The following is a 19,872-nucleotide window of genomic DNA, read 5'->3' as shown; positions in this document are numbered from 1 at the left end:
AGGGGGTGTCCGGTGGGTCAGTGCGGGCCCCGCGGCGTCTGGTGCGGTGCATCGCAAGGCGGAGCATCACCCGCGTACCGGGCGTACTCGGGTGATGCGACAACGCGGCGAGGTGCCGTGCCAGGCGCCGTGGGGCCTGTGCTGACCCACCGGACACCCCCTAGCGCCGTCCGGTCGTGGGGAGGGGCGGGGTGGGGCGGACCCCGGTGGGGGCTGCGCTCTTCGCGGTGCCTGGTTGCGCGTTGTACGTGCCCCGTACTTGGCTCCAGCGGCGAAGAGCGCCTTACGCCCCCACCGGGGTCCGCCCCACCCCGCCCCTCCGGTCGGTGGGCCTCCTGCGGTCCGCCGCCGGTCACCTAGTTCCGGCTCGTCAGGCGCCGCCTGGCCTCCGCTAGTGCGGAGTCGCGTCCCGACGCCAGTTCGTCCTCCGTGAAGACCGGCGTACGGACGTCCGGCGCGATCCCCTCCCCGTCGTACGCCACTCCCGTGCCCGGCTCGCGGAACTCCTCGTTCGGCAGCCCGAACGTCCAGCCGTTGGGCAGCCGTCGTTCCAGGACGTCGGAGAACGAGCCGTTCGTGTTCGCGCCGATGCGCGTGGGGCGGGAGGGGCGGCCCATGAGGGCCTGGGTCGTGGTTTCCCCCGCGCTGATCGTCAGGCGGCCGGTGAGGACGGCCAGCGGGCCGGTGTAGACGGGGCCGTCCTGGTGCGGACGCACCGGGACCGGTTCGGCCGGGGTGAATTTGCGGGGGTTCTTCGCGTCGTCGCGTGCCCGCTTCAGATACGCCGTGTACGGCCGGTCCGTCAGCCGTTCGGCCACGTGGAGGCCGAGCCGGTCCGAGCCGCCGCCGTTGAAGCGGAGGTCGAGGACGAGGCCGCGCAGGGCCTTCGGGCCGGTGGTCCGCTCGCGGGTGAAGACGGCGTCGAGGGCGCGGTCGAGCTCGGCGCGGTCCGCCTCGTAGGTCTTGTCGTCGGTGTAGTTCACGAAGCCGGTCAGGCGGAGGTAGCCGATGCCGTCCGGGAGTTCGGCGAAGGAGATCTTGCCCTTGCCCCATCGCCGGAGGCGGTCCTCCCCGACGCTGTGGGCGATCGACGTGTCGATACGGCGGATCAGCTCGGCCGAGGGGAACGGGGTGTCCTCGCGGTGGCCCCCGAAACGGTCCTCCGGGCCCTCGCCCTTGACCAGGTACGTGTGGCCGTCGTGCAGCGGCTCGATCATCGCTTGCAGGATGCGGAACAGCTCCTGGTCGGTGGTCCGGTCGGTGACCATGGGCCGGTAGCGGTCGCGGACGGCTCGCCAGTCGATGTGCTTCATGGCGAAGAAGGGGTAGTTCTCCGCGTATGTCTGCCAGAAGACGTCGAAGACCGTTCGGGGGTCCTTTGTCGGGCGCGGGGTGCGGCACGCGTCCGGCAGCGCGGGGAGGCGTTGCAGGACGCGGTGGCCGACGCTGCTCGCGTAGTTCAGCCGGGCCCGGCCCGGGCCGTCGGGGGCGACCGTGGCGGTGGCTTCCCCGAGCGCGGTGACCTCGCCGGGCAGGCAGCTGACGGACGTCGTCTCGTACGCGCGCAGGAGCCGTCCCCCGTCCTCGACGGAGACGACCGTGCCGTAGCCGTCCGTCCGCCACACCCCGTCGAGGGAGGGGGCGGGACGGGCGGTCGCGGCCGGCGCGGCGGTGAGGACGACGGATGAGGCCAGGAGCGCGAGGGAAACGCTTTTGATCATGGTGCAAGCCTGGCGCCGCAAGGGTCTCCGTGCCCATGGAGCCGTCACCCGGAACGGTGGTGGGGTTCTCCCCCGGGCGATCGGTGGGGGAGGCCGTCGCGGGCGGCCCCCGGAACCTCGTATGGTCGTATCCGTGTTGGAGGAGATGCGGATCCGGTCCCTGGGTGTCATTGATGACGCCGTGGTCGAATTGTCGCCCGGTTTCACCGCGGTGACCGGCGAGACCGGCGCCGGCAAGACGATGGTCGTCACCAGCCTCGGGCTGCTGCTCGGCGGGCGTGCCGATCCGGCGTTGGTGCGGGTGGGGGCCAAGGCGGCCGTGGTCGAGGGGCGGCTCGCCGTCGACGGCCGCTCGGCCGTGGCCGTACGGGCCGAGGAGGCCGGCGCCGAGCTGGACGACGGCACGCTGCTCGTCAGCCGCACCCTCTCCGCCGAGGGGCGCTCGCGTGCCCACCTGGGCGGGCGGAGCGTGCCCGTGGGGCTGCTGGGCGAGCTGGCCGACGAGCTGGTGGCCGTGCACGGCCAGACCGACCAGCAGGGGCTGCTGCGCCCCGCCCGGCAGCGGCAGGCCCTGGACCGCTACGCGGGCAGCGCGGTCGCCAAGCCCCTCGCCGAGTACGCCGAGGCCTACCGCCGGCTGCGCGCGGTGACCGCCGAACTCGCCGAGCTGACCACGCGCGCCCGCGAGCGCGCCCAGGAAGCCGACCTGCTGCGCTTCGGCCTGGAGGAGGTCGCCGCCACCGAGCCGCTGCCCGGCGAGGACGCCGAGCTGGCCGCCGAGGCCGAGCGGCTCGGCCACGCGGAGTCTCTGGCCTCCGCCGCCACCGCGGCCCACGCCGCGCTCGCGGGCAACCCCGAGGACCCGGAGGGCATCGACGCCGCCACCCTGGTCGCGGGCGCCCACCGCGCCCTGGAGTCCGTACGCTCCCACGACCCGGCCCTTGCCGCCCTCTCCGACCGGATCGGCGAGATCGGCATCCTGCTCGCCGATGTGGCGGGCGACCTGGCCGGGTACGCCTCCGACCTGGACGCCGACCCGCGCCGGCTGGCCGCGGTCGAGGAGCGCCGCGCCGCGCTGGCCCAGCTCACCCGCAAGTACGGCGAGGACATCGCCCAGGTCCTGGCCTGGGCCGAGCAGGGCGCCGCCCGCCTCGCCGAGCTGGACGGCGACGACGGCCGCATCGGCGAACTGACCACCGAGCGCGACGCGCTGCGTGCCGGACTCGGCGAGCTGGCCCAGGCGCTGACCGACGCCCGCACCGAGGCGGCACAGCGCTTCGCCGACGCGGTCACCGCCGAACTCGCCGAACTCGCCATGCCGCACGCCAGGGTGAGCTTCGCCGTCCGCCAGAACGAGGTGGCCGACCCCGGGACCGGCATCGAGGTGTCGGGCCGGGCGGTCGCGTACGGCCCGCACGGCGCCGACGAGGTCGAACTCCTCCTCGCCCCGCACCCCGGCGCCCAGCCGCGTCCCATCGCCAAGGGCGCCTCGGGCGGTGAGCTGTCCCGGGTGATGCTCGCCGTCGAGGTGGTCTTCGCGGGCTCCGACCCCGTCCCGACGTACCTCTTCGACGAGGTCGACGCGGGCGTCGGCGGCAGGGCGGCGGTGGAGGTGGGCCGCCGCCTGGCCCGCCTCGCCAGGTCCGCGCAGGTCGTGGTCGTCACCCACCTTCCCCAGGTGGCCGCCTTCGCCGACCGGCACCTGGTCGTGGAGAAGACCCACGACGGCGCGGTCACCCGCAGCGGCGTCCGGGCGATGGAGGGCGAGGCCCGGGTCCGCGAGCTGTCGCGCATGCTGGCCGGCCAGGAGGACTCCGAACTGGCCCGCGCCCACGCCGAGGAGCTGCTGGAGGCCGCCCGCACGGGGCGGTGAGCCCCGTACGGAATCCCCAAAGCGGGTGAATCCGGGGATCTGCGGGCGAGGTGGGACGGGCCGCCCGCGGAACGGTGGTGCCGGGATGCCGGCGCAGGCTGGCATCCTGAACCCAGCACCTCGCCGCACGCCCCGCCCGACGTCGACCCAGGAGCTTCCCCCGCGTGAGCAGCACACCCGGCCCCGCGCACGGGCGGCCCTCCCTGCACGCCGTTCAGGTCCTGGGCAGCGGGAGCGGCGGAAGCGGTGCGCATGTGCGGTCGCTGGCGGGCGGGCTGGTCGCCCGGGGGCTGCGGGTCACGGTGTGCGGCCCGCGCGAGACCGCGGAGGCCTATGGATTCGCCGCCTCGGGCGCCGCGTTCGCCCCGCTCAGGGCCGGTGCGGGCGCGCTGGCCGTGGCCGGCATCCGCGCGGCCAGCCGGGGCGCCGACGTCGTCCATGCGCACGGCCTGCGCTCGGGGGCGCTGGCCGCCCTCGCGCTGCGCGGGCGGGCCACGCCCCTGGTGGTCACCTGGCACAGCAGGCCCCGGGCCGAAGGGGCCCGGGCCCGGGTCGTCCGGCTGCTGGAGCGGGAGGCCGTGCGCTCGGCCGCCGTACTGCTCGGCGCCTCGCCGGACCTGGTGGACCGGGCCCGGCTGCGCGGCGCACGGGACGCCCGGCTGGCCCCCCTGGCGCTGCCCGCGCCCCGCACCCGCCCCGACGAGGACGAATGGGTCCGGCTCAAGGCCCGCGCCGAACTGGGCGCGGTGGCCCGGCCGTTGCTCGTCACCGTCGGCCGGCTGGAGCCGGACCAGGGCCACGGCCCGCTGCTGGACGCGGCCCGCACCTGGCGGCAGCTGGACCCCGAGCCGCTGCTCGTGATGGCAGGGGAGGGGAGCGAGCGGGCGGCCCTCCAGCACCGCATCACGGAGGAGGAGCTGCCGGTGCTGCTCCTGGGGCGCCGCGACGACGTGCCGGAGCTGCTGGCCGCGGCGGACGTGGTGATCCTGCCCAGCCCCTGGGAGGCCCGGGCCCTGCTGGCCCAGGAGGCCCTGCACGCGGGGGTGCCGCTGGTCGCCACGGCGGTCGGGGGAGTGCCGGACCTCGTGGGCGACGCGGCCGAGCTGGTGCCCTACGGCGACGCGGACGCGCTCGCCACCACGGTGTCGCGGCTGCTGGACGACCCGCTGCGGTGCGCGGAACTGGTCTCGGCCGGGTTCGTACAGGCCGCGCAGTGGCCGTCGGAGGACGACACAGTGGCGCATGTGCTCAGCGTGTACGACGAGCTGGGGCAGCGGTAGGGCGCTGCGGGGTGGCCGCCCGCGGCCTGGCCGGTCGTGTTCAGCCCACGTGTCTGCGTGCCCGCAGGGCCAGGCTCAGGGACAGGACCGTCTGCGGGTCCTCCAGGTCCGCGGACAGCAGGCGGGCGATCCGGGCCAGCCGGTCGTACAGCGTCTGCCGGTTCAGGTGCAGTTCGCGCGCCGTCTCCGCCTTCCGCCCGGCATGCGCCAGATACGTCTCCAGCGTCGGCAGCAGCGGCGGCCGGGACGTCGCGTCGTGCGCCAGCAGCGGGCCGACGACCCGGTCCACGAACGCCGCCAGGTCGCCGTGCGACCTCAGCCGCCACAGCAGCACCTCCACGTCCAGGCGGCGGACGTCGTGCCAGGAGCGCTCCGGCAGCCCCTGGGCCGCCACCGCAGCCTCCGCCGCATGCCGCAGACCGGCCCCGGCCGTCTCCCATGTCGCCGGCGCCCCGACCACGATCACCGGCGGCCGTGCGGACGCCCGCGCCGCCCCGGCCCGCAGGGCCGCCGCCACCCGGTCCGCGACCGCCGTCCGCTCGCCCTCCTCGCGCAGCCCCACCAGCAGCGGCACCCGCCCCTCCGGCAGCCGCACACCCAGCAGCACGGGCACCCCCACCCCCGACAGCTCCTCCTGCACCGCTGCCGCGAGCGGGGCCCAGCCGTCCGCCGGCAGCAGGTCCGTGGCCAGCCGCATCACCACCGGCAGCAGCGGTCCCGGCCCCGGCCGGAAGCCCAGCACCCGCGCCTGGGCGGGGGCGTCCGCCGCGGCCAGCCGGTCCTCGGCGAGGTCGGTGAGGAAGTCTCCGCGGCCCCGCGCGGCCAGCTCCTCCTCCTGGCGCGCCCGCAGCAGGACGACCGCCAGCAGGTCCGCGGTCCGGTCCGCCGCGATCCGGTGGACGGGGGCGAGCGGCACGTTCACCGGCATGACCGTCAGCCGGGCCCGTACCGCGCCCGGTCCCGGCCCGTGGCCCGGAATGTCGGCGACCAGCGTGCCCGGGAGCCCCCCGTCGCGGTCCCCGGCCCGCAGTCCGTCCCACACCTGGAGGGGATCGGCGGCCCCCGGCGCCGGGGCGGGCGGCCCGGCCGCGTAGAGCAGCCGCCCGTCCGGGGTCTCCAGGAAGACCGGGTTGCCCGTGAACTCCGCGAACAGGCGCAGCACCTCGGGCACTCCGCCGCCGCCCAGCAGCACCTCCGTGCAGCGCCGCTGCACCTCCTCGGCGCGGCGCAGGAGGGCGTAGTGCTCGTTGACCAGCTCGGTGTGGATCTCCTCGGTCACGGCGACGAAGGGCACCTCGCGGTGCAGCTGGACCAAGGGGAGGCCGTGCGAGCGGGCCGTGTCCACCACGGCGGCCGGCAGGGTCGCGAAGCGCGAGCCCAGCTCGACGACCAGGGCGGCGATGCCGCGCTCGGCCAGGCCGCGGACGAATGCGCGCTGCTCGGCGGGGCGGGTGCCGAGGCCCAGGCCGGTGGTGAGCAGCAGCTCGCCGCCCTTGAGGAGGGCGGCGATGTTGGGTGCCTCGCCCGCGTGGACCCAGCGCACCGGGCGGTGCAGCCGGTCGGCTCCGGCCATGACCTCGGGCAGTCCGCGGCGCAGGGCGGGCAGTGCGAGGGCCCGGGCAACGGTGACGGCCCCCTGCGGGGGCGGAGCGGGCGGTTCCATGGCGGTGAACCTAGCCCACGGGTGGGGGTGGGGGGTTTCTTCCCCTACCCCGCCCCTTCCCGTAACTGGGGCTGCGCCCCAGACCCCGGGACCGCGCTGCGCGCGGAGCCCCCAGTTTCGGGAAGGGGCGGGATCGGGGAAAGACCCCCCTACCCCCCGAACGCGCTCGACGCCGTCAGTCTCAGTGCCGTGTCGATCAGCGGCACATGGCTGAACGCCTGCGGGAAGTTGCCCACCTGCCGTTTCAGCCGCGGGTCCCACTCCTCCGCCAGCAGCCCCAGATCGTTCCGCAGCGCCAGCAGCTTCTCGAAGAGCTGGCGGGCCTCGTCGACGCGGCCGATCATCGCCAGGTCGTCCGCGAGCCAGAACGAGCAGGCCAGGAAGGCTCCCTCGTCGCCCTCCAGGCCGTCCACGCCCGCCTCGTGGCCGGCGGTCGGGTAGCGCAGCACGAAGCCGTCGGGGGTGGACAGCTCGCGCTGGATCGCCTCGATGGTGCCGATGACGCGCTTGTCGTCGGGCGGCAGGAAGCCCATCTGCGGGATCAGCAGCAGGGAGGCGTCCAGCTCCTGGGAGCCGTACGACTGCGTGAAGGTGTTGCGCTCCTTGTCGTACCCCTTCTCGCACACGTCCCGGTGGATGTCCTCGCGCAGCTCGCGCCACCGCTCCAGCGGCCCGTCCACGTCGCCGGACTCGATGAGCTTGATGGTGCGGTCGACGGCCACCCAGGCCATGACCTTGGAGTGCACGAAGTGGCGGCGCGGGCCGCGCACCTCCCAGATGCCCTCGTCCGGCTCGTTCCAGTGGTCCTCGAGGTAGCCGATGAGCCGCAGCTGGAGCAGCGAGGCGTAGTCGTTGCGGGCGAGGCCGGTCATGTGCGCCAGGTGCAGGGCCTCGGTGACCTCGCCGTAGACGTCCAGCTGGAGCTGGCCCGCGGCGCCGTTGCCGACCCGCACCGGGGCGGAGTTCTCGTACCCCGGCAGCCAGGGCAGCTCGGCCTCGCCCAGCTCGCGCTCGCCCGCGATGCCGTACATGATCTGCAGGTTCTCGGGGTCGCCGGCGACCGCCCGCAGCAGCCACTCGCGCCAGGCGCGGGCCTCCTCGCGGTAGCCGGTGCGCAGCAGCGAGGAGAGGGTGATGGCGGCGTCGCGCAGCCAGGTGTAGCGGTAGTCCCAGTTCCGGACGCCGCCGATCTCCTCGGGGAGGGAGGTCGTCGGGGCGGCGACGATGCCGCCCGTGGGGGCGTACGTCAGGGCCTTGAGCGTGATCAGCGAGCGGATCACGGCGTCCCGGTAGGGCCCGTGGTACGTGCAGTGGCCCACCCACTCGCGCCAGAACTCCTCCGTGGCCGCCAGCGACCCCTCCGGGTCCGGCAGCGCGGGCGGCTCGCCGTGCGAGGGCTGCCAGCTGATGGTGAAGGAGATGCGCTCGCCCGCGGAGACGGTGAAGTCGGAGTAGGTGGTCAGGTCCTTGCCGAAGGTGTCGGCGGTGGTGTCCAGCCAGACGGAGTCGGGGCCCGCGACGGCCACTGTGCGGTCGCCCCGCTTGTGCACCCAGGGCACCACGCGCCCGTAGGAGAACCGCATCCGCAGCGCGGAGCGCATCGGCACCCGGCCGCTGACGCCCTCCACGATGCGGATCAGTTGGGGGGCGCCGTCGCGCGGCGGCATGAAGTCGATGATCCGGACGGTCCCGCGCGGGGTGTCCCACTCGGATTCGAGCACGAGGGAGTCCCCCCGGTACCGGCGCCGGTCCGCGGCCGGCGGTGCGGCCCCCGAGGGGTGGGCCGGGCCGACCCGCCAGAAGCCGTGTTCCTCCGTGCCGAGCAGTCCGGCGAACGCCGCGTGGGAATCGAAACGGGGCAGGCACAGCCAGTCGGCCGTACCGTCCCGGCAGACCAGGGCGGCGGTCTGCATATCGCCGATGAGTGCGTAATCCTCGATACGCCCGGCCACGTCATCTCCAGTCGAACGGCATCCAGGACCCCTGAGGGGTCGAACGGCATCCAGGACATCCAGGACCCGGCAGGGCCCTTTGGCGGTGCAAGCGATCTTTGACGAGCTCTTGTTCCGGGAAGGGGCGGGGATGGTGCCGTGCCGGCCGGCTCGCTGCGTGTGTCCGAGCAGGATACGACGCCGAGTTGGGACACGCGCGACGGTTGGCCGGGGAATCTGTGCCGAATGGGTGGCCTGATGCGGACCCGGCACGCGGTCGGTGACACGCCCGTGACGCACCGTCCGCACCCCCGTCGTGCCGCGTCACCGGACGCGCCCGCCCCCGGGCGCTGATACCCTGGTACCCCGTGGACCGGCGGGCGCAAGACCCCCCAACCGCAGCGACGGCACCCCCGAAAACAACCGGGTGATCGCCGGTACGCACCTTCACCTCGCGACCACGGGAGCCCCCCTTTGGCTATTGCCGCAAAGCCCACGACGACCAAGCACCTCTTCGTCACAGGGGGTGTCGCCTCCTCGCTCGGCAAGGGACTGACCGCCTCCAGCCTGGGCGCGCTGCTCAAGGCCCGGGGCCTGCGGGTGACGATGCAGAAGCTCGACCCGTACCTGAACGTCGACCCGGGCACGATGAACCCGTTCCAGCACGGTGAGGTGTTCGTCACCAACGACGGTGCCGAGACCGACCTGGACATCGGCCACTACGAGCGCTTCCTGGACGTCGACCTGGACGGGTCGGCGAACGTCACCACCGGCCAGGTGTACTCCTCGGTGATCGCCAAGGAGCGGCGCGGCGAGTACCTGGGCGACACCGTGCAGGTCATCCCGCACATCACCAACGAGATCAAGCACCGCATCCGCCGCATGGCCACCGAGGACGTCGACGTGGTCATCACGGAGGTCGGCGGCACGGTGGGCGACATCGAGTCGCTGCCGTTCCTGGAGACCGTGCGCCAGGTCCGCCACGAGGTGGGCCGCGACAACGTCTTCGTCGTGCACATCTCGCTGCTGCCCTACATCGGCCCCTCCGGCGAGCTGAAGACCAAGCCGACCCAGCACAGCGTCGCCGCCCTGCGCAACATCGGCATCCAGCCGGACGCGATCGTCCTGCGCGCCGACCGCGAGGTGCCCACCGCGATCAAGCGCAAGATCTCGCTGATGTGCGACGTGGACGAGGACGCGGTGGTCGCGGCGATCGACGCGAAGTCGATCTACGACATCCCCAAGGTCCTGCACAGCGAGGGCCTGGACGCCTACGTGGTGCGCAAGCTCGACCTGCCCTTCCGCGACGTGGACTGGTCGCAGTGGGACGACCTGCTGGAGCGCGTCCACCAGCCCGACCACGAGGTCACCGTCGCCCTGGTCGGCAAGTACATCGACCTGCCCGACGCCTACCTGTCGGTGACCGAGGCCATCCGAGCGGGCGGCTTCGCCAACCGGGCCCGCGTGAAGATCAAGTGGGTCACCTCCGACGACTGCAAGACCCCCGCCGGTGCCAAGAAGCACCTCTCCGACGTGGACGCCATCTGCGTCCCCGGCGGCTTCGGCGACCGCGGCGTGGACGGCAAGGTCGGCGCGATCACCTACGCCCGTGAGCACAAGGTGCCGCTGCTGGGCCTGTGCCTGGGCCTGCAGTGCGTGGTGATCGAGGCCGCCCGCAACCTCGCGGGCATCGAGGGTGCGAACTCCACCGAGTTCGACCCGGCCACCGCGCACCCGGTGATCTCCACCATGGCCGAGCAGATGGACATCGTCGCCGGCGAGGGCGACATGGGCGGCACCATGCGCCTGGGCATGTACCCGGCCAAGCTCGCCGAGGGCTCGATCGTGCGCGAGGTGTACGACGGCAAGGAGTACGTCGAGGAGCGCCACCGCCACCGCTACGAGGTGAACAACGCCTACCGCGCGGAGCTGGAGAAGAAGGCCGGCCTCCAGTTCTCCGGCACCTCCCCGGACAACAAGCTGGTGGAGTACGTGGAGTACCCGCGCGAGAGCCACCCCTACCTGGTGGCCACCCAGGCCCACCCGGAGCTGCGCTCGCGTCCCACCCGCCCGCACCCGCTGTTCGCCGGCCTGATCAAGGCGGCCGTGCAGCGCCAGCAGGGCTGACCTATACGGTGGACCGGGGTGGGCGCCTCCCTTTTCGGAGGCCCCGCCCCGGTTTCCGTGTTTTCTGGAGGACAGACATGGCGCACCACACGGCGCACAGGGCCATCATCGACACTGCCGAGCAGTGGCAGGTCAACGCGACCGCAACGCCGTTCGTCGGCAACAAGACGAGCGTGCGCACGGACGAGGTCGTCATGCCCGACGGCTCCGTGGTCAAGCGCGACTACCAGGTCCACCCCGGCTCCGTCGCCGTCGTCGCACTCGACGACGAGAACCGCGTCCTGGTCCTCAACCAGTACCGGCACCCCGTGCGGCAGCGGCTGTGGGAGATCCCGGCCGGCCTGCTGGACGTGCCCGGCGAGAATCCGCTGCACGCCGCCCAGCGCGAGCTGTACGAGGAGGCGCACGTCAAGGCCGAGGACTGGCGGGTGCTGACGGACGTCTACACCACGCCGGGCGGCTGCGACGAGGCCGTACGGATCTTCCTGGCGCGCGGCATCTCCGAGGTCGACGGGGAGCGCTTCGAGGTCGAGCACGAGGAACTCGACATGGAGCTGGCCCGCGTTCCGCTGGCGCTGCTGGTGCGCGGTGTCCTCAAGGGCGAGCTGCACAACAACTGCCTGGTCGTGGGCGTCCTTTCGCTCGCCGCCGCGCTGGCCGGCGACGGCCTGGAGGCGCTGCGCCCGGCGGACGCGCCCTGGCCCGCCCGGCCGTTCGAGGCCTGACGTACTGTCGGGAGGGGCCGAGCGGGCCCCCCGGTCCCACCGGTCCTATCGTCGGGCTACCCGAATAGGTGATCTTCGGTGTGGCCGGTGCGGGTTCCCGGAGTGCGCCGAACGGTGAACTAGGCTCGACGAACTAGGCTCGAAGCGTTCCCAGCCGCGGCCGCGGCGGGCTCGAGCGCATGCAGGTGGAACGGGAGTGGCCCCGTGGCGGAGCGGACGGTGGATACCGGCGGACCGGCGACGGCACCGCCCGAGCGACGGTTGCCCACCGCAGGCGCCCTGGTGAGTCCCCGTCAGGCGCCCGCTGTGCCGCCCGTGGTGGCGCCGGTCGTGCCGCCCGGCTTCGCCCTGGGCGACGGCAGGTTCGTCGGCCGCCAGCGCGAACTCAAGGAGCTGCGCGCCGACATCGTCCGCACCGGGCTCGACACCCTCTCCGGCCGCAAGAGACCGCGCGGCCGGGTGCTGCTCATCGCTGGACGCCCCGGCTCCGGCCGGACCGCCCTCGCCGAGGAGCTGGCCCGGCAGCTCGCCGCGGAGTACCCGGACGGGGTGCTCCGCACCCGCCTCACCGGTGCCGACGGGGAGCCCGTGCCCACCGAGCGCACCGCGCGCGCCCTGCTCGGCGCGCTGGGCGCCCCCGTGCCCGCCGGGGCCCGGGAGGACGAGCTGACCGAGGCGCTGCGGGCGGCGCTGAACGGCCGCCGGGTGCTGCTGGTCCTGGACGACGCGGCGGGCGCCGAGCAGGTGGACCCGCTGCTGCCGGACGAGCCGGACTGCCTGGTCGTCGCCGTCTCCCGGGGCCCGCTGACGGGCGTGCCCGACGTCCGGCCGTGCACGCTGGGCGGGCTGGACACGGTGGCCGCCGTGGAGCTGCTGGAGCGGTTCGCGGGCCCGACCCGGATCACCTGCGACCCGGTGGCGGCGAGCCGGGTCGTCGAGGAGTGCGGCGGCCAGCCCGCCGCGCTGGTGCTGGTCGGCGGCTGGCTGGCCGCCCGGCCCAAGATGTCGGTCGTCGACGTGGCCAAGCGGCTGCGGGAGCTGCCGGCCGGGGGCGCGGGGCAGGAGGGCGCCGCGCGGCCGCTGGCGCGGGCCTTCTGGCTCGCCTACGAGGCGCTGCCGCAGCCCGCGGCCCGCATCCTGCACCTGCTCGCCCTGGCCCCGGCCGGGCTCGCCGACGCGCACACCGCCTCGGCCCTGGCGGGCAGCGCGCTGACCACGGCCCAGGCCGCACTGGAGGACTTCACCGCCCGCGGCCTGCTGCGCGCGGAGGCGCCCGAGGGCGCCGAGGGGGCGCTGCCCCCGCAGTACCGGGTGCCCGGCTGCCTCGCGCCGCTGCTCGGTGCGCTGCTCCAGGCGCAGGAGCGGCCCGCGGAGATCGAGCTGGCCCGGGCCCGCATGCTGGAGCGCACCGTGCGGCAGCTGCACTCCTGCCGGGCGGCCACCGAGCGGCACGACCCGGCGGTCCGGCGGAGGGTGGAGCAGCTGCCCAGGCCGCTGCGGTTCCCCTCCGAGCGGGCCGCCCGGGAGTGGCTGCTGGCCCGGCTGCCCGCGCTGCTGGCGGCGGCCCGGCTGGCCGTGGAGGACGGCCGGCTGGACACCCTGGCCCGGCGGCTGGTGTCCGCGCTGACCCGCGCGCTCACCGCCCACCTGGGCCCGGAGGCGGCGGCGCCCGACCTGTACGGGCTGCACCAGCTCGTGCTCGACGTCGCCCGGCGCTGCGAGATGCCGCTGGAGAAGGCCGCCGCCCTGCTGAACCTCGGCGATCTGGACGCGCGGGCGGGGCGCACCCCGGAGGCGCTCGACCGCTATCGCCAGGCGCTCCAGTCGGCGCGGGAGGCGGGCGACCCGTACGCCACCAGCCGGGCGCTGGAGTCCGTCGGCGCGGCCCACCAGGAGCTGGGCGACTGGCAGCGGGCCGCCGACTGGTACCGGCGCGGCCTGGAGCTGCGGCTGACGCGGGGCGAGCTGGCCGACGAGGCGCGGCTGTACGGGCGGCTGGGCGCGGTGCACGGCTATGCCGGGCAGTGGGGCGAGGCGCTGCGCGACTGGCGGGCCGCGGCCGCCGCCTGCCGCCGGCTGCGGGACCGGGCCGGGCACGCGCGGGCGCTGGCCGAGGCCGCCCGGGTGCTGGAGCGCTCGGGCCGCTCGCGCGAGGCGGTGCGGGCGGGCCTGGAGGCGGCGGAGTGCGCACAGCAGGCCGGTGACGCCCGGCTGGAGGCGGCGGTGCGGCTGCGGCTGGCGGACGCCCTGGAGCGGCTGGGCGACCCGGCGGCCGCGGCGGCGCACCGGCAGTCGGCCGGGCAGCTGCTGGGGGCTGTCCCGGAGGAGCCGGGGACCGAAGGTGCCACCCCGGTGGAGTAGCGCAGGGAACTCGATCTTCGACCTACGAAATCAGTGGTGCATGGCGCAAAGATTGGTGCATTGCAAGGCTAGACAGCACGGGATCCTTCATTAGACTGGCTGAGCCGCGATCGACGCGGTCTGCTCTGGTATGCCCGCCATATCAGGGATTAGCCTGTCATTCTCTGATTCAAGGACCGTGATCGACGTGAAGGTCGGCATCCCCCGCGAGGTCAAGAACAACGAATTCCGCGTGGCCATCACCCCCGCGGGCGTGCTCGAACTGGTGCGCAACGGCCACCAGGTCTTCGTCGAGAAGGGGGCCGGTCTCGGCTCCTCCATCACCGACGCCGAGTACGTCGAGGCCGGTGCGGCCATCCTGGACACCGCCGACGAGGTCTGGGCCACCGCCGAGCTGCTGCTGAAGGTCAAGGAGCCCATCGCCGAGGAGTACCACCGCCTCCGCAAGGGCCAGACCCTCTTCACCTACCTGCACCTGGCCGCCTCCCGCGAGTGCACCGACGCCCTGCTGCAGTCCGGCACCACCGCCATCGCCTACGAGACGGTCGAGCTGGCCAACCGCGCGCTGCCGCTGCTCGCCCCGATGTCCGAGGTCGCGGGCCGCCTGGCCCCGCAGGTCGGCGCCTACCACCTGATGCGCTCGGCCGGCGGCCGCGGCGTGCTCCCGGGCGGCGTGCCCGGCACCCACGCGGGCAAGGCCGTCGTCATCGGCGCCGGCGTCTCCGGCTGGAACGCCGCCCAGATCGCCGTCGGCATGGGCTTCCACGTCACCCTGCTCGACAGGGACATCAACAAGCTGCGCGAGGCCGACAAGGTCTTCGGCACCCAGGTGCAGACGATCGTCTCCAACGCCTACGAGCTGGAGAAGGCCGTCGTCGAGGCCGACCTGGTCATCGGCGCCGTCCTCATCCCGGGCGCCAAGGCCCCGAAGCTGGTCACCAACGAGCTCGTCGCCAAGATGAAGCCCGGAAGTGTCCTTGTCGACATTGCGATCGACCAGGGCGGCTGCTTCGAGGACTCCCGTCCGACCACCCACGCGGAGCCGACCTTCCAGGTCCACGGCTCGGTCTTCTACTGCGTCGCCAACATGCCGGGCGCGGTGCCGAACACCTCCACCTACGCGCTGACCAACGCCACGCTGCCCTACATCGTGGAGCTGGCCAACCGCGGCTGGCAGGAGGCGCTGAGCCGCGACGCCGCGCTGGCCAAGGGTCTCAACGTCCATGAGGGCCAGGTCGTTTACGGCCCGGTCGCCGAGGCCCACGGCCTCTCGCACGTCGAGCTGAGCACCCTGCTCGGCTGAGCCGACGGCACATCACGCCGAAAGAGCACATACCCGGCCGGGCCTTGCCGAGCAAGGCCCGGCCGGGGTGTTTCGCCCCCCTTTTTCCCGGCCATGAATCTTCCGGGTTATCTCCCGTACACCCTTGACAGAAGGGTGTTCGATTGCCGACACATCGTGCCGTCTCCGGCGGATTGTGTTGCTGCGGACCGCCGACACGCCATAGAGTCGCCAACCGTCGGCATGGTGCCACGCTGACCTATCTAGATGTTTCCTGGTCACCAAGGAGGTAGGACGACTTGTGAATGAGTCGACATTTGCTCCCGGGGGTGGTCGCCCAGGAATGCCTGCGCAGGACCGGAGTCCCGTGGGACTCCACGCTGTCGGCTCCGTCGCCGTTCACACCTTCGCAGCACACCAGGACATCGAGAGCATGACGACAGCCCACCAGAGCATGGACGGTCAACACGTGAACGCCATGGCCGGCGGCCGGGGCGGGGCGGAGCCCCGTCTGGCCGACTTCGAGGAAGTGCCGGACGGTCACTTCTACGACCCCGACGCCGAGTACGAACCCGACCCCGAGTACGCGGCGACGCTCGCGCCCGACGCCGCCCGCCAGCGCCGCGAGCGCATCGGCCCCACCGGGCGCCCCCTGCCGTACTTCCCCATCCCCGGACCGCTGACCGACCACGGCCCGGCGAAGATCATCGCGATGTGCAACCAGAAGGGCGGGGTCGGCAAGACCACCTCGACCATCAACCTGGGCGCCGCGCTCGCGGAGTACGGGCGCCGGGTGCTCCTCGTCGACTTCGACCCGCAGGGCGCGCTCTCCGTCGGCCTCGGAGTCAACCCGATGGAGCTGGATCTGACGGTCTACAACCTGCTCATGGAGCGGGGCATGTCGGCCGACGAGGTCCTGCTGAAGACGGCCGTCCCCAACATGGACCTGCTGCCCAGCAACATCGACCTGTCGGCCGCCGAGGTCCAGCTGGTCAGCGAGGTGGCCCGGGAGTCCACGCTGCAGCGCGCCCTCAAGCCGCTGATGGCCGACTACGACTACATCGTGATCGACTGTCAGCCCTCGCTGGGCCTGCTCACCGTCAACGCCCTGACGGCGGCTCACAAGGTCATCGTGCCGCTGGAGTGCGAGTTCTTCGCGCTGCGCGGTGTGGCCCTGCTCACCGAGACGATCGAGAAGGTGCAGGAGCGGCTCAACCCGGAGCTGGAGCTGGACGGCATCCTCGCCACCATGTACGACTCCCGGACGGTGCACAGCCGCGAGGTCCTCGCGCGCGTGGTCGAGGCGTTCGACGACCACGTCTACCACACCGTCATCGGCCGTACGGTCCGCTTCCCCGAGACCACGGTCGCGGGCGAGCCCATCACCACGTACGCCTCCAACTCCGTGGGCGCCGCCGCATACCGTCAGCTGGCCAGGGAGGTGCTCGCCCGTTGTCACGCCGAGTGAGCCTGCCCGGCGCCGACGAGCTGTTCCGCACCACCGGAGGGATGGGGCTGCAGTCCTCCACGCCCCGCCGGAAGGCGAACGGCGAGACGCCGCCCAGGGTGCCCGGGCCGGGTGACGCCCCCGACGGCGAGCGGCCGGGCAAGGGAGCGGACCGCGAGGCGCGCCCCGCCGCCGTGCCCCCCGCGGCGGGCCAGGAGCAGGACGCCGAGCGGCGCTCCGCCGCCGACCGCGAGCGCACCGCGGCCGCCCGCACGGCGGCCGAGCCCGCCGCGGGCAAGCGCCGCGGCCGCAGCGCCAACCGCCGGCCCAGCGGCCGGGAGCGCCACGACGAGAAGATCACGGTCTATGTCTCCGCCGAGGAGCTGATGGACCTCGAGCACGCGCGGCTGGTGCTGCGCGGCGAGCACGGCCTGGCCGTCGACCGGGGCCGGATCGTCCGGGAGGCCGTCGCGGTCGTCCTCGCCGACCTGGAGCAGCGCGGCGACGCGAGCATCCTCGTACGGCGCCTGCGCGGCCGCTGAGCGGCCCTGTCGCGCTAGCCTCCTGCCGTACCGAGTCCGTTTCGGGGCCGTACGGCCCGCACCACCCCGCACCCTGGAATCCCGATGCCCGCAGCCGCCCGCACTCCGGTCCGCCGTCCCCTGGGCCGCGGCCCGGGAATCCGGCCGCCGATGCCGCCCGAGGGCGGCGGGGAGGCGGGTGGGGGTGCCGTGGTCCCCGAGGCGCCGCGGTCGGCACCGGAGCCCCCGGCTGCGGACGACGTGCGTGCGGACGACGGGCGGTTCACCGTCCGGCTGGACAACTTCGAGGGCCCCTTCGACCTGCTCCTCCAGCTGATCGCCAAGCACAAGCTGGACGTCACCGAGGTCGCCCTCTCCAAGGTCACCGACGAGTTCATGGCGCACATCCGTGCCATGGGCCCCGACTTCGACCTGGACCAGACCACCGAGTTCCTGGTCGTCGCGGCGACGCTCCTCGACCTCAAGGCGGCCCGGCTGCTGCCCGCCGCCGAGGTCGAGGACGAGGCCGACCTGGCCCTGCTGGAGGCCCGCGACCTGCTCTTCGCACGGCTGCTGCAGTACCGCGCGTACAAACGCATCGCGGAGGTCTTCAGCGGGCGGCTGGCCCACGAGGGCCGCCGCTACCCCCGCACCGTCGGCCTGGAGCCGCACCACGCGGAGCTGCTGCCCGAGGTCGTCCTCGGCATCGGGCCCCAGCGGCTCGCGGAGCTGGCCGTCAAGGCCATGCGGCCCAGGCCGGCGCCGCAGGTCTACGTCGACCACATCCACGCGCCGCTGGTCAGCGTCCGCGAGCAGGCCGAGGTCGTGGTGGCCCGGCTGCGCACGGCGGGCACGGCCACCTTCGGGCGGCTCACCGAGGACGCCCCCGACACCCTGACCGTCGTGGCGCGCTTCCTGGCCCTGCTGGAGCTGTACCGGGAGCGGGCGGTGGCCCTGGACCAGGACGAGGCGCTGGGGGCCCTGACGGTCCGCTGGACGGGCGTGGCGGACGCTCCCCTGGTGACGGACGAGTTCGACCGCGAGCCCGAAGCGGAGCCCGAGGAGGGGACGGCATGAGCGAGCAGACCCACGAGCGCACTCACGAGCGCACGCCCGAGCGCGAGGAGGCGCCGGCCGGTCCCCGGTCCGTGGCGGAACTCGACCTCCGGCCGGCCCTGGAGGCCGTCCTCATGGTGGTGGACGAGCCCGTCACCGAGGAGCACCTGGCCAAGGTCCTGGACCGGCCCCGCAGGGACATCGCCGACGCGCTGCGCGAGCTGTCCGACGAGTACGCCCGGCAGGGCCGCGGCTTCGACCTGCGGCCGGTGGCGGGCGGCTGGCGTTTCTTCACCCGGCCCGAGTACGCCGAGGCCGTCGAGGCCTTCGTGCTCGACGGCCAGCAGGCCCGGCTGACCCAGGCCGCGCTGGAGACCCTGGCCGTGGTCGCGTACCGCCAGCCGGTCAGCCGTTCGCGCGTCTCGGCCGTGCGCGGAGTGAACTGCGACGGGGTCATGCGCACCCTCCTCCAGCGCGGTCTGGTGGAGGAGGCGGGGACGGAACCCGAAACAGGTGCGATCCTGTACAGGACGACGAACTACTTTCTGGAGCGGATGGGCCTGCGGGGCCTGGACGAGCTTCCCGAGCTGGCACCGTTCCTCCCGGAGGCGGACGCGGTCGAGGGCGACTCCCAGGAAGGGGTGCCGTCGTTCGATCCGGACGCACCGGACACCGAAGCGGACGACAAGACGGAACTTTGATGCGAAGCAGCGGCAGGAACAGCGGAAGCGGCAACCGGGACTACCGGGGCGGCAGCGGCGCCGGTGGCGCGGGCCGGCGCTCGGGCGGTGGCGCGGGCGGGGGCCGGGGCGACGGGCAGCAGCAGCGCCCGCGCCGTCCGCGCCCCGAGGAGCGTCGCTACGACGTGGGCCCCGACGCGGAGCGCGGCCGCTCCGGCGGCGGCCGGGGCGCGGACGCCCGCGGCGGTGCCAAGGGCGGGCCCAAGCGGCCCACCACGGGCAAGGCGGCGGGGCGCGGCGCCGGCCGCACGGCCCCGGCCCGCCCGCGCGAGCTGGACGCGCGGATCGAGGAGCGCAACCGCGAGCGGCACAACAAGCCGCGCGTCGTGCTGCCCAAGACCTTCGGCGAGCCCGAGGGCGAGCGCCTGCAGAAGGTGCTGGCCCGGGCGGGCATGGGCTCGCGCCGCGCCTGCGAGGAGCTGATCGAGCAGGCCCGCGTCGAGGTCAACGGCCGGATCGTCACCGAGCAGGGCGTGCGCGTCGACCCCGAGAAGGACGAGATCAAGGTCGACGGCCTGACCGTCGCCACCCAGTCCTACCTCTTCTTCGCGCTGAACAAGCCCGCCGGCGTCGTCTCCACGATGGAGGACCCGGACGGCCGCCAGTGCCTCGGCGACTACGTCACCAACCGCGAGACCCGCCTCTTCCACGTCGGTCGGCTCGACACCGAGACCGAGGGCATCATCCTGCTCACCAACCACGGTGAGCTGGCCCACCGCCTGACGCACCCGCGCTACGGCGTCCAGAAGACCTACCTGGCCGCCATCACGGGCCCGCTGCCGCGCGACATCGGCAAGCGGCTCAAGAGCGGCATCGAGCTGGAGGACGGCTACGCCCGCGCCGACAACTTCCGGGTCGTCCAGCAGACCGGCAAGAACTACCTGGTCGAGGTCACGCTCCACGAGGGCCGCAAGCACATCGTGCGCCGCATGCTCGCCGAGGCGGGCTTCCCGGTGGAGAAGCTGGTGCGCACGGCCTTCGGCCCGATCGCCCTGGGCGACCAGAAGTCGGGCTGGCTGCGGCGGCTGACGAACACGGAGGTGGGCATGCTGATGCGCGAGGTGGAGCTGTAGGGGGTTTCGTTCCCCGATCCCGCCCCTTCCCGAAACTGGGGCTTCGCCCCAGACCCCGGGACCGCGCTCCGC

14 protein-coding genes are annotated in these 19,872 nt (G+C 73.8%); 11 read left to right on the top strand and 3 right to left on the bottom strand.

Features of this window, described 5'->3' with window-relative positions:
- Positions 1–356: 356 nt before the first annotated feature.
- On the bottom strand, positions 357–1,721 hold the full coding sequence (locus AC1Z4A_RS05800) for a S41 family peptidase (RefSeq protein ID WP_483676753.1): 1,365 nt from the start codon (positions 1,719–1,721) through the stop codon (positions 357–359).
- Positions 1,722–1,842: 121 nt separating this feature from the next.
- On the opposite strand from AC1Z4A_RS05800, the gene recN reads away from it, so the two are divergent.
- The gene (gene recN / locus AC1Z4A_RS05795) at positions 1,843–3,594 is read left to right on the top strand and encodes a DNA repair protein RecN (protein WP_483676752.1); all 1,752 of its coding nucleotides are present in this window, start codon (positions 1,843–1,845) and stop codon (positions 3,592–3,594) included.
- A 164-nt stretch (positions 3,595–3,758) separates the two neighbouring features.
- The gene (locus tag AC1Z4A_RS05790; RefSeq protein ID WP_483676751.1) at positions 3,759–4,874 is read left to right on the top strand and encodes a glycosyltransferase family 4 protein; all 1,116 of its coding nucleotides are present in this window, start codon (positions 3,759–3,761) and stop codon (positions 4,872–4,874) included.
- Between the two features lie 40 nt (positions 4,875–4,914).
- On the opposite strand, the gene AC1Z4A_RS05785 is transcribed toward AC1Z4A_RS05790, so the two are convergent.
- Together AC1Z4A_RS05785 and AC1Z4A_RS05780 are read right to left on the bottom strand one after the other, a co-directional pair.
- Positions 4,915–6,537, bottom strand: a complete 1,623-nt coding sequence (locus AC1Z4A_RS05785) for a PucR family transcriptional regulator (RefSeq protein WP_483676750.1) — start codon at positions 6,535–6,537, stop codon at positions 4,915–4,917.
- A 149-nt stretch (positions 6,538–6,686) separates the two neighbouring features.
- A complete protein-coding gene (locus tag AC1Z4A_RS05780; RefSeq protein ID WP_483676749.1) occupies positions 6,687–8,489 on the bottom strand; it encodes a glycoside hydrolase family 15 protein in 1,803 nt (600 codons plus the stop codon).
- Positions 8,490–8,942: 453 nt separating this feature from the next.
- Here AC1Z4A_RS05780 and AC1Z4A_RS05775 point away from each other — a divergent pair, with 453 nt between their 5' ends.
- From AC1Z4A_RS05775 to AC1Z4A_RS05735, 9 genes are all read left to right on the top strand, one after another.
- Positions 8,943–10,595, top strand: a complete 1,653-nt coding sequence (locus AC1Z4A_RS05775) for a CTP synthase (RefSeq protein WP_483676748.1) — start codon at positions 8,943–8,945, stop codon at positions 10,593–10,595.
- 77 nt (positions 10,596–10,672) lie between these two features.
- Positions 10,673–11,320 carry an NUDIX domain-containing protein gene (locus AC1Z4A_RS05770; protein ID WP_483676747.1) on the top strand — a complete coding sequence of 216 codons (648 nt, stop codon included), beginning with the start codon at positions 10,673–10,675 and terminating at the stop codon, positions 11,318–11,320.
- A 204-nt stretch (positions 11,321–11,524) separates the two neighbouring features.
- Positions 11,525–13,681: a tetratricopeptide repeat protein gene (locus AC1Z4A_RS05765; RefSeq protein ID WP_483676746.1), complete on the top strand. Its 2,157-nt coding sequence runs from the start codon at positions 11,525–11,527 to the stop codon at positions 13,679–13,681.
- A gap of 187 nt (positions 13,682–13,868) precedes the next feature.
- Positions 13,869–14,984, top strand: a complete 1,116-nt coding sequence (gene ald, locus AC1Z4A_RS05760; RefSeq protein ID WP_483683510.1) for an alanine dehydrogenase — start codon at positions 13,869–13,871, stop codon at positions 14,982–14,984.
- Positions 14,985–15,306: 322 nt separating this feature from the next.
- Positions 15,307–16,431, top strand: coding sequence for a ParA family protein (locus AC1Z4A_RS05755; protein ID WP_483676745.1), 1,125 nt, complete (start codon positions 15,307–15,309; stop codon positions 16,429–16,431).
- On the top strand, positions 16,416–16,952 hold the full coding sequence (locus AC1Z4A_RS05750; protein WP_483676744.1) for a hypothetical protein: 537 nt from the start codon (positions 16,416–16,418) through the stop codon (positions 16,950–16,952). The genes AC1Z4A_RS05755 and AC1Z4A_RS05750 overlap by 16 nt, the downstream gene beginning before the upstream one ends.
- Positions 16,953–17,036: 84 nt before the next feature.
- A complete protein-coding gene (locus AC1Z4A_RS05745; RefSeq protein ID WP_483676743.1) occupies positions 17,037–18,008 on the top strand; it encodes a segregation and condensation protein A in 972 nt (323 codons plus the stop codon).
- The gene (gene scpB, locus AC1Z4A_RS05740) at positions 18,005–18,688 is read left to right on the top strand and encodes an SMC-Scp complex subunit ScpB (protein ID WP_483676742.1); all 684 of its coding nucleotides are present in this window, start codon (positions 18,005–18,007) and stop codon (positions 18,686–18,688) included. The genes AC1Z4A_RS05745 and scpB overlap by 4 nt, the downstream gene beginning before the upstream one ends.
- Positions 18,688–19,800, top strand: a complete 1,113-nt coding sequence (locus AC1Z4A_RS05735) for a pseudouridine synthase (RefSeq protein WP_483676741.1) — start codon at positions 18,688–18,690, stop codon at positions 19,798–19,800. Before scpB ends, AC1Z4A_RS05735 begins: the two co-directional genes overlap by 1 nt.
- Positions 19,801–19,872: the final 72 nt, after the last annotated feature.

The organism is Streptomyces sp. 17_S59 (genome assembly GCF_056930295.1).
The sequence above is the reverse complement of the archived record's forward strand: the minus strand, read 5'-3'. Positions and strand labels throughout refer to the sequence as shown.

Excerpts from the sequence above, each read along its gene's own strand:
- AC1Z4A_RS05745 (WP_483676743.1), top strand. The coding sequence starts at position 17,037 with ATGCCCGCAGCCGCCCGCACTCCGGTCCGCCGTCCCCTGGGCCGCGGC.
- AC1Z4A_RS05770 (WP_483676747.1), top strand. The coding sequence starts at position 10,673 with ATGGCGCACCACACGGCGCACAGGGCCATCATCGACACTGCCGAGCAG.
- AC1Z4A_RS05735 (WP_483676741.1), top strand. The coding sequence starts at position 18,688 with ATGCGAAGCAGCGGCAGGAACAGCGGAAGCGGCAACCGGGACTACCGG.
- AC1Z4A_RS05755 (WP_483676745.1), top strand. The coding sequence starts at position 15,307 with ATGCCTGCGCAGGACCGGAGTCCCGTGGGACTCCACGCTGTCGGCTCC.
- recN (WP_483676752.1), top strand. The coding sequence starts at position 1,843 with ATGGTCGTATCCGTGTTGGAGGAGATGCGGATCCGGTCCCTGGGTGTC.
- AC1Z4A_RS05800 (WP_483676753.1), bottom strand. The coding sequence starts at position 1,721 with ATGATCAAAAGCGTTTCCCTCGCGCTCCTGGCCTCATCCGTCGTCCTC.
- scpB (WP_483676742.1), top strand. The coding sequence starts at position 18,005 with ATGAGCGAGCAGACCCACGAGCGCACTCACGAGCGCACGCCCGAGCGC.
- AC1Z4A_RS05785 (WP_483676750.1), bottom strand. The coding sequence starts at position 6,537 with ATGGAACCGCCCGCTCCGCCCCCGCAGGGGGCCGTCACCGTTGCCCGG.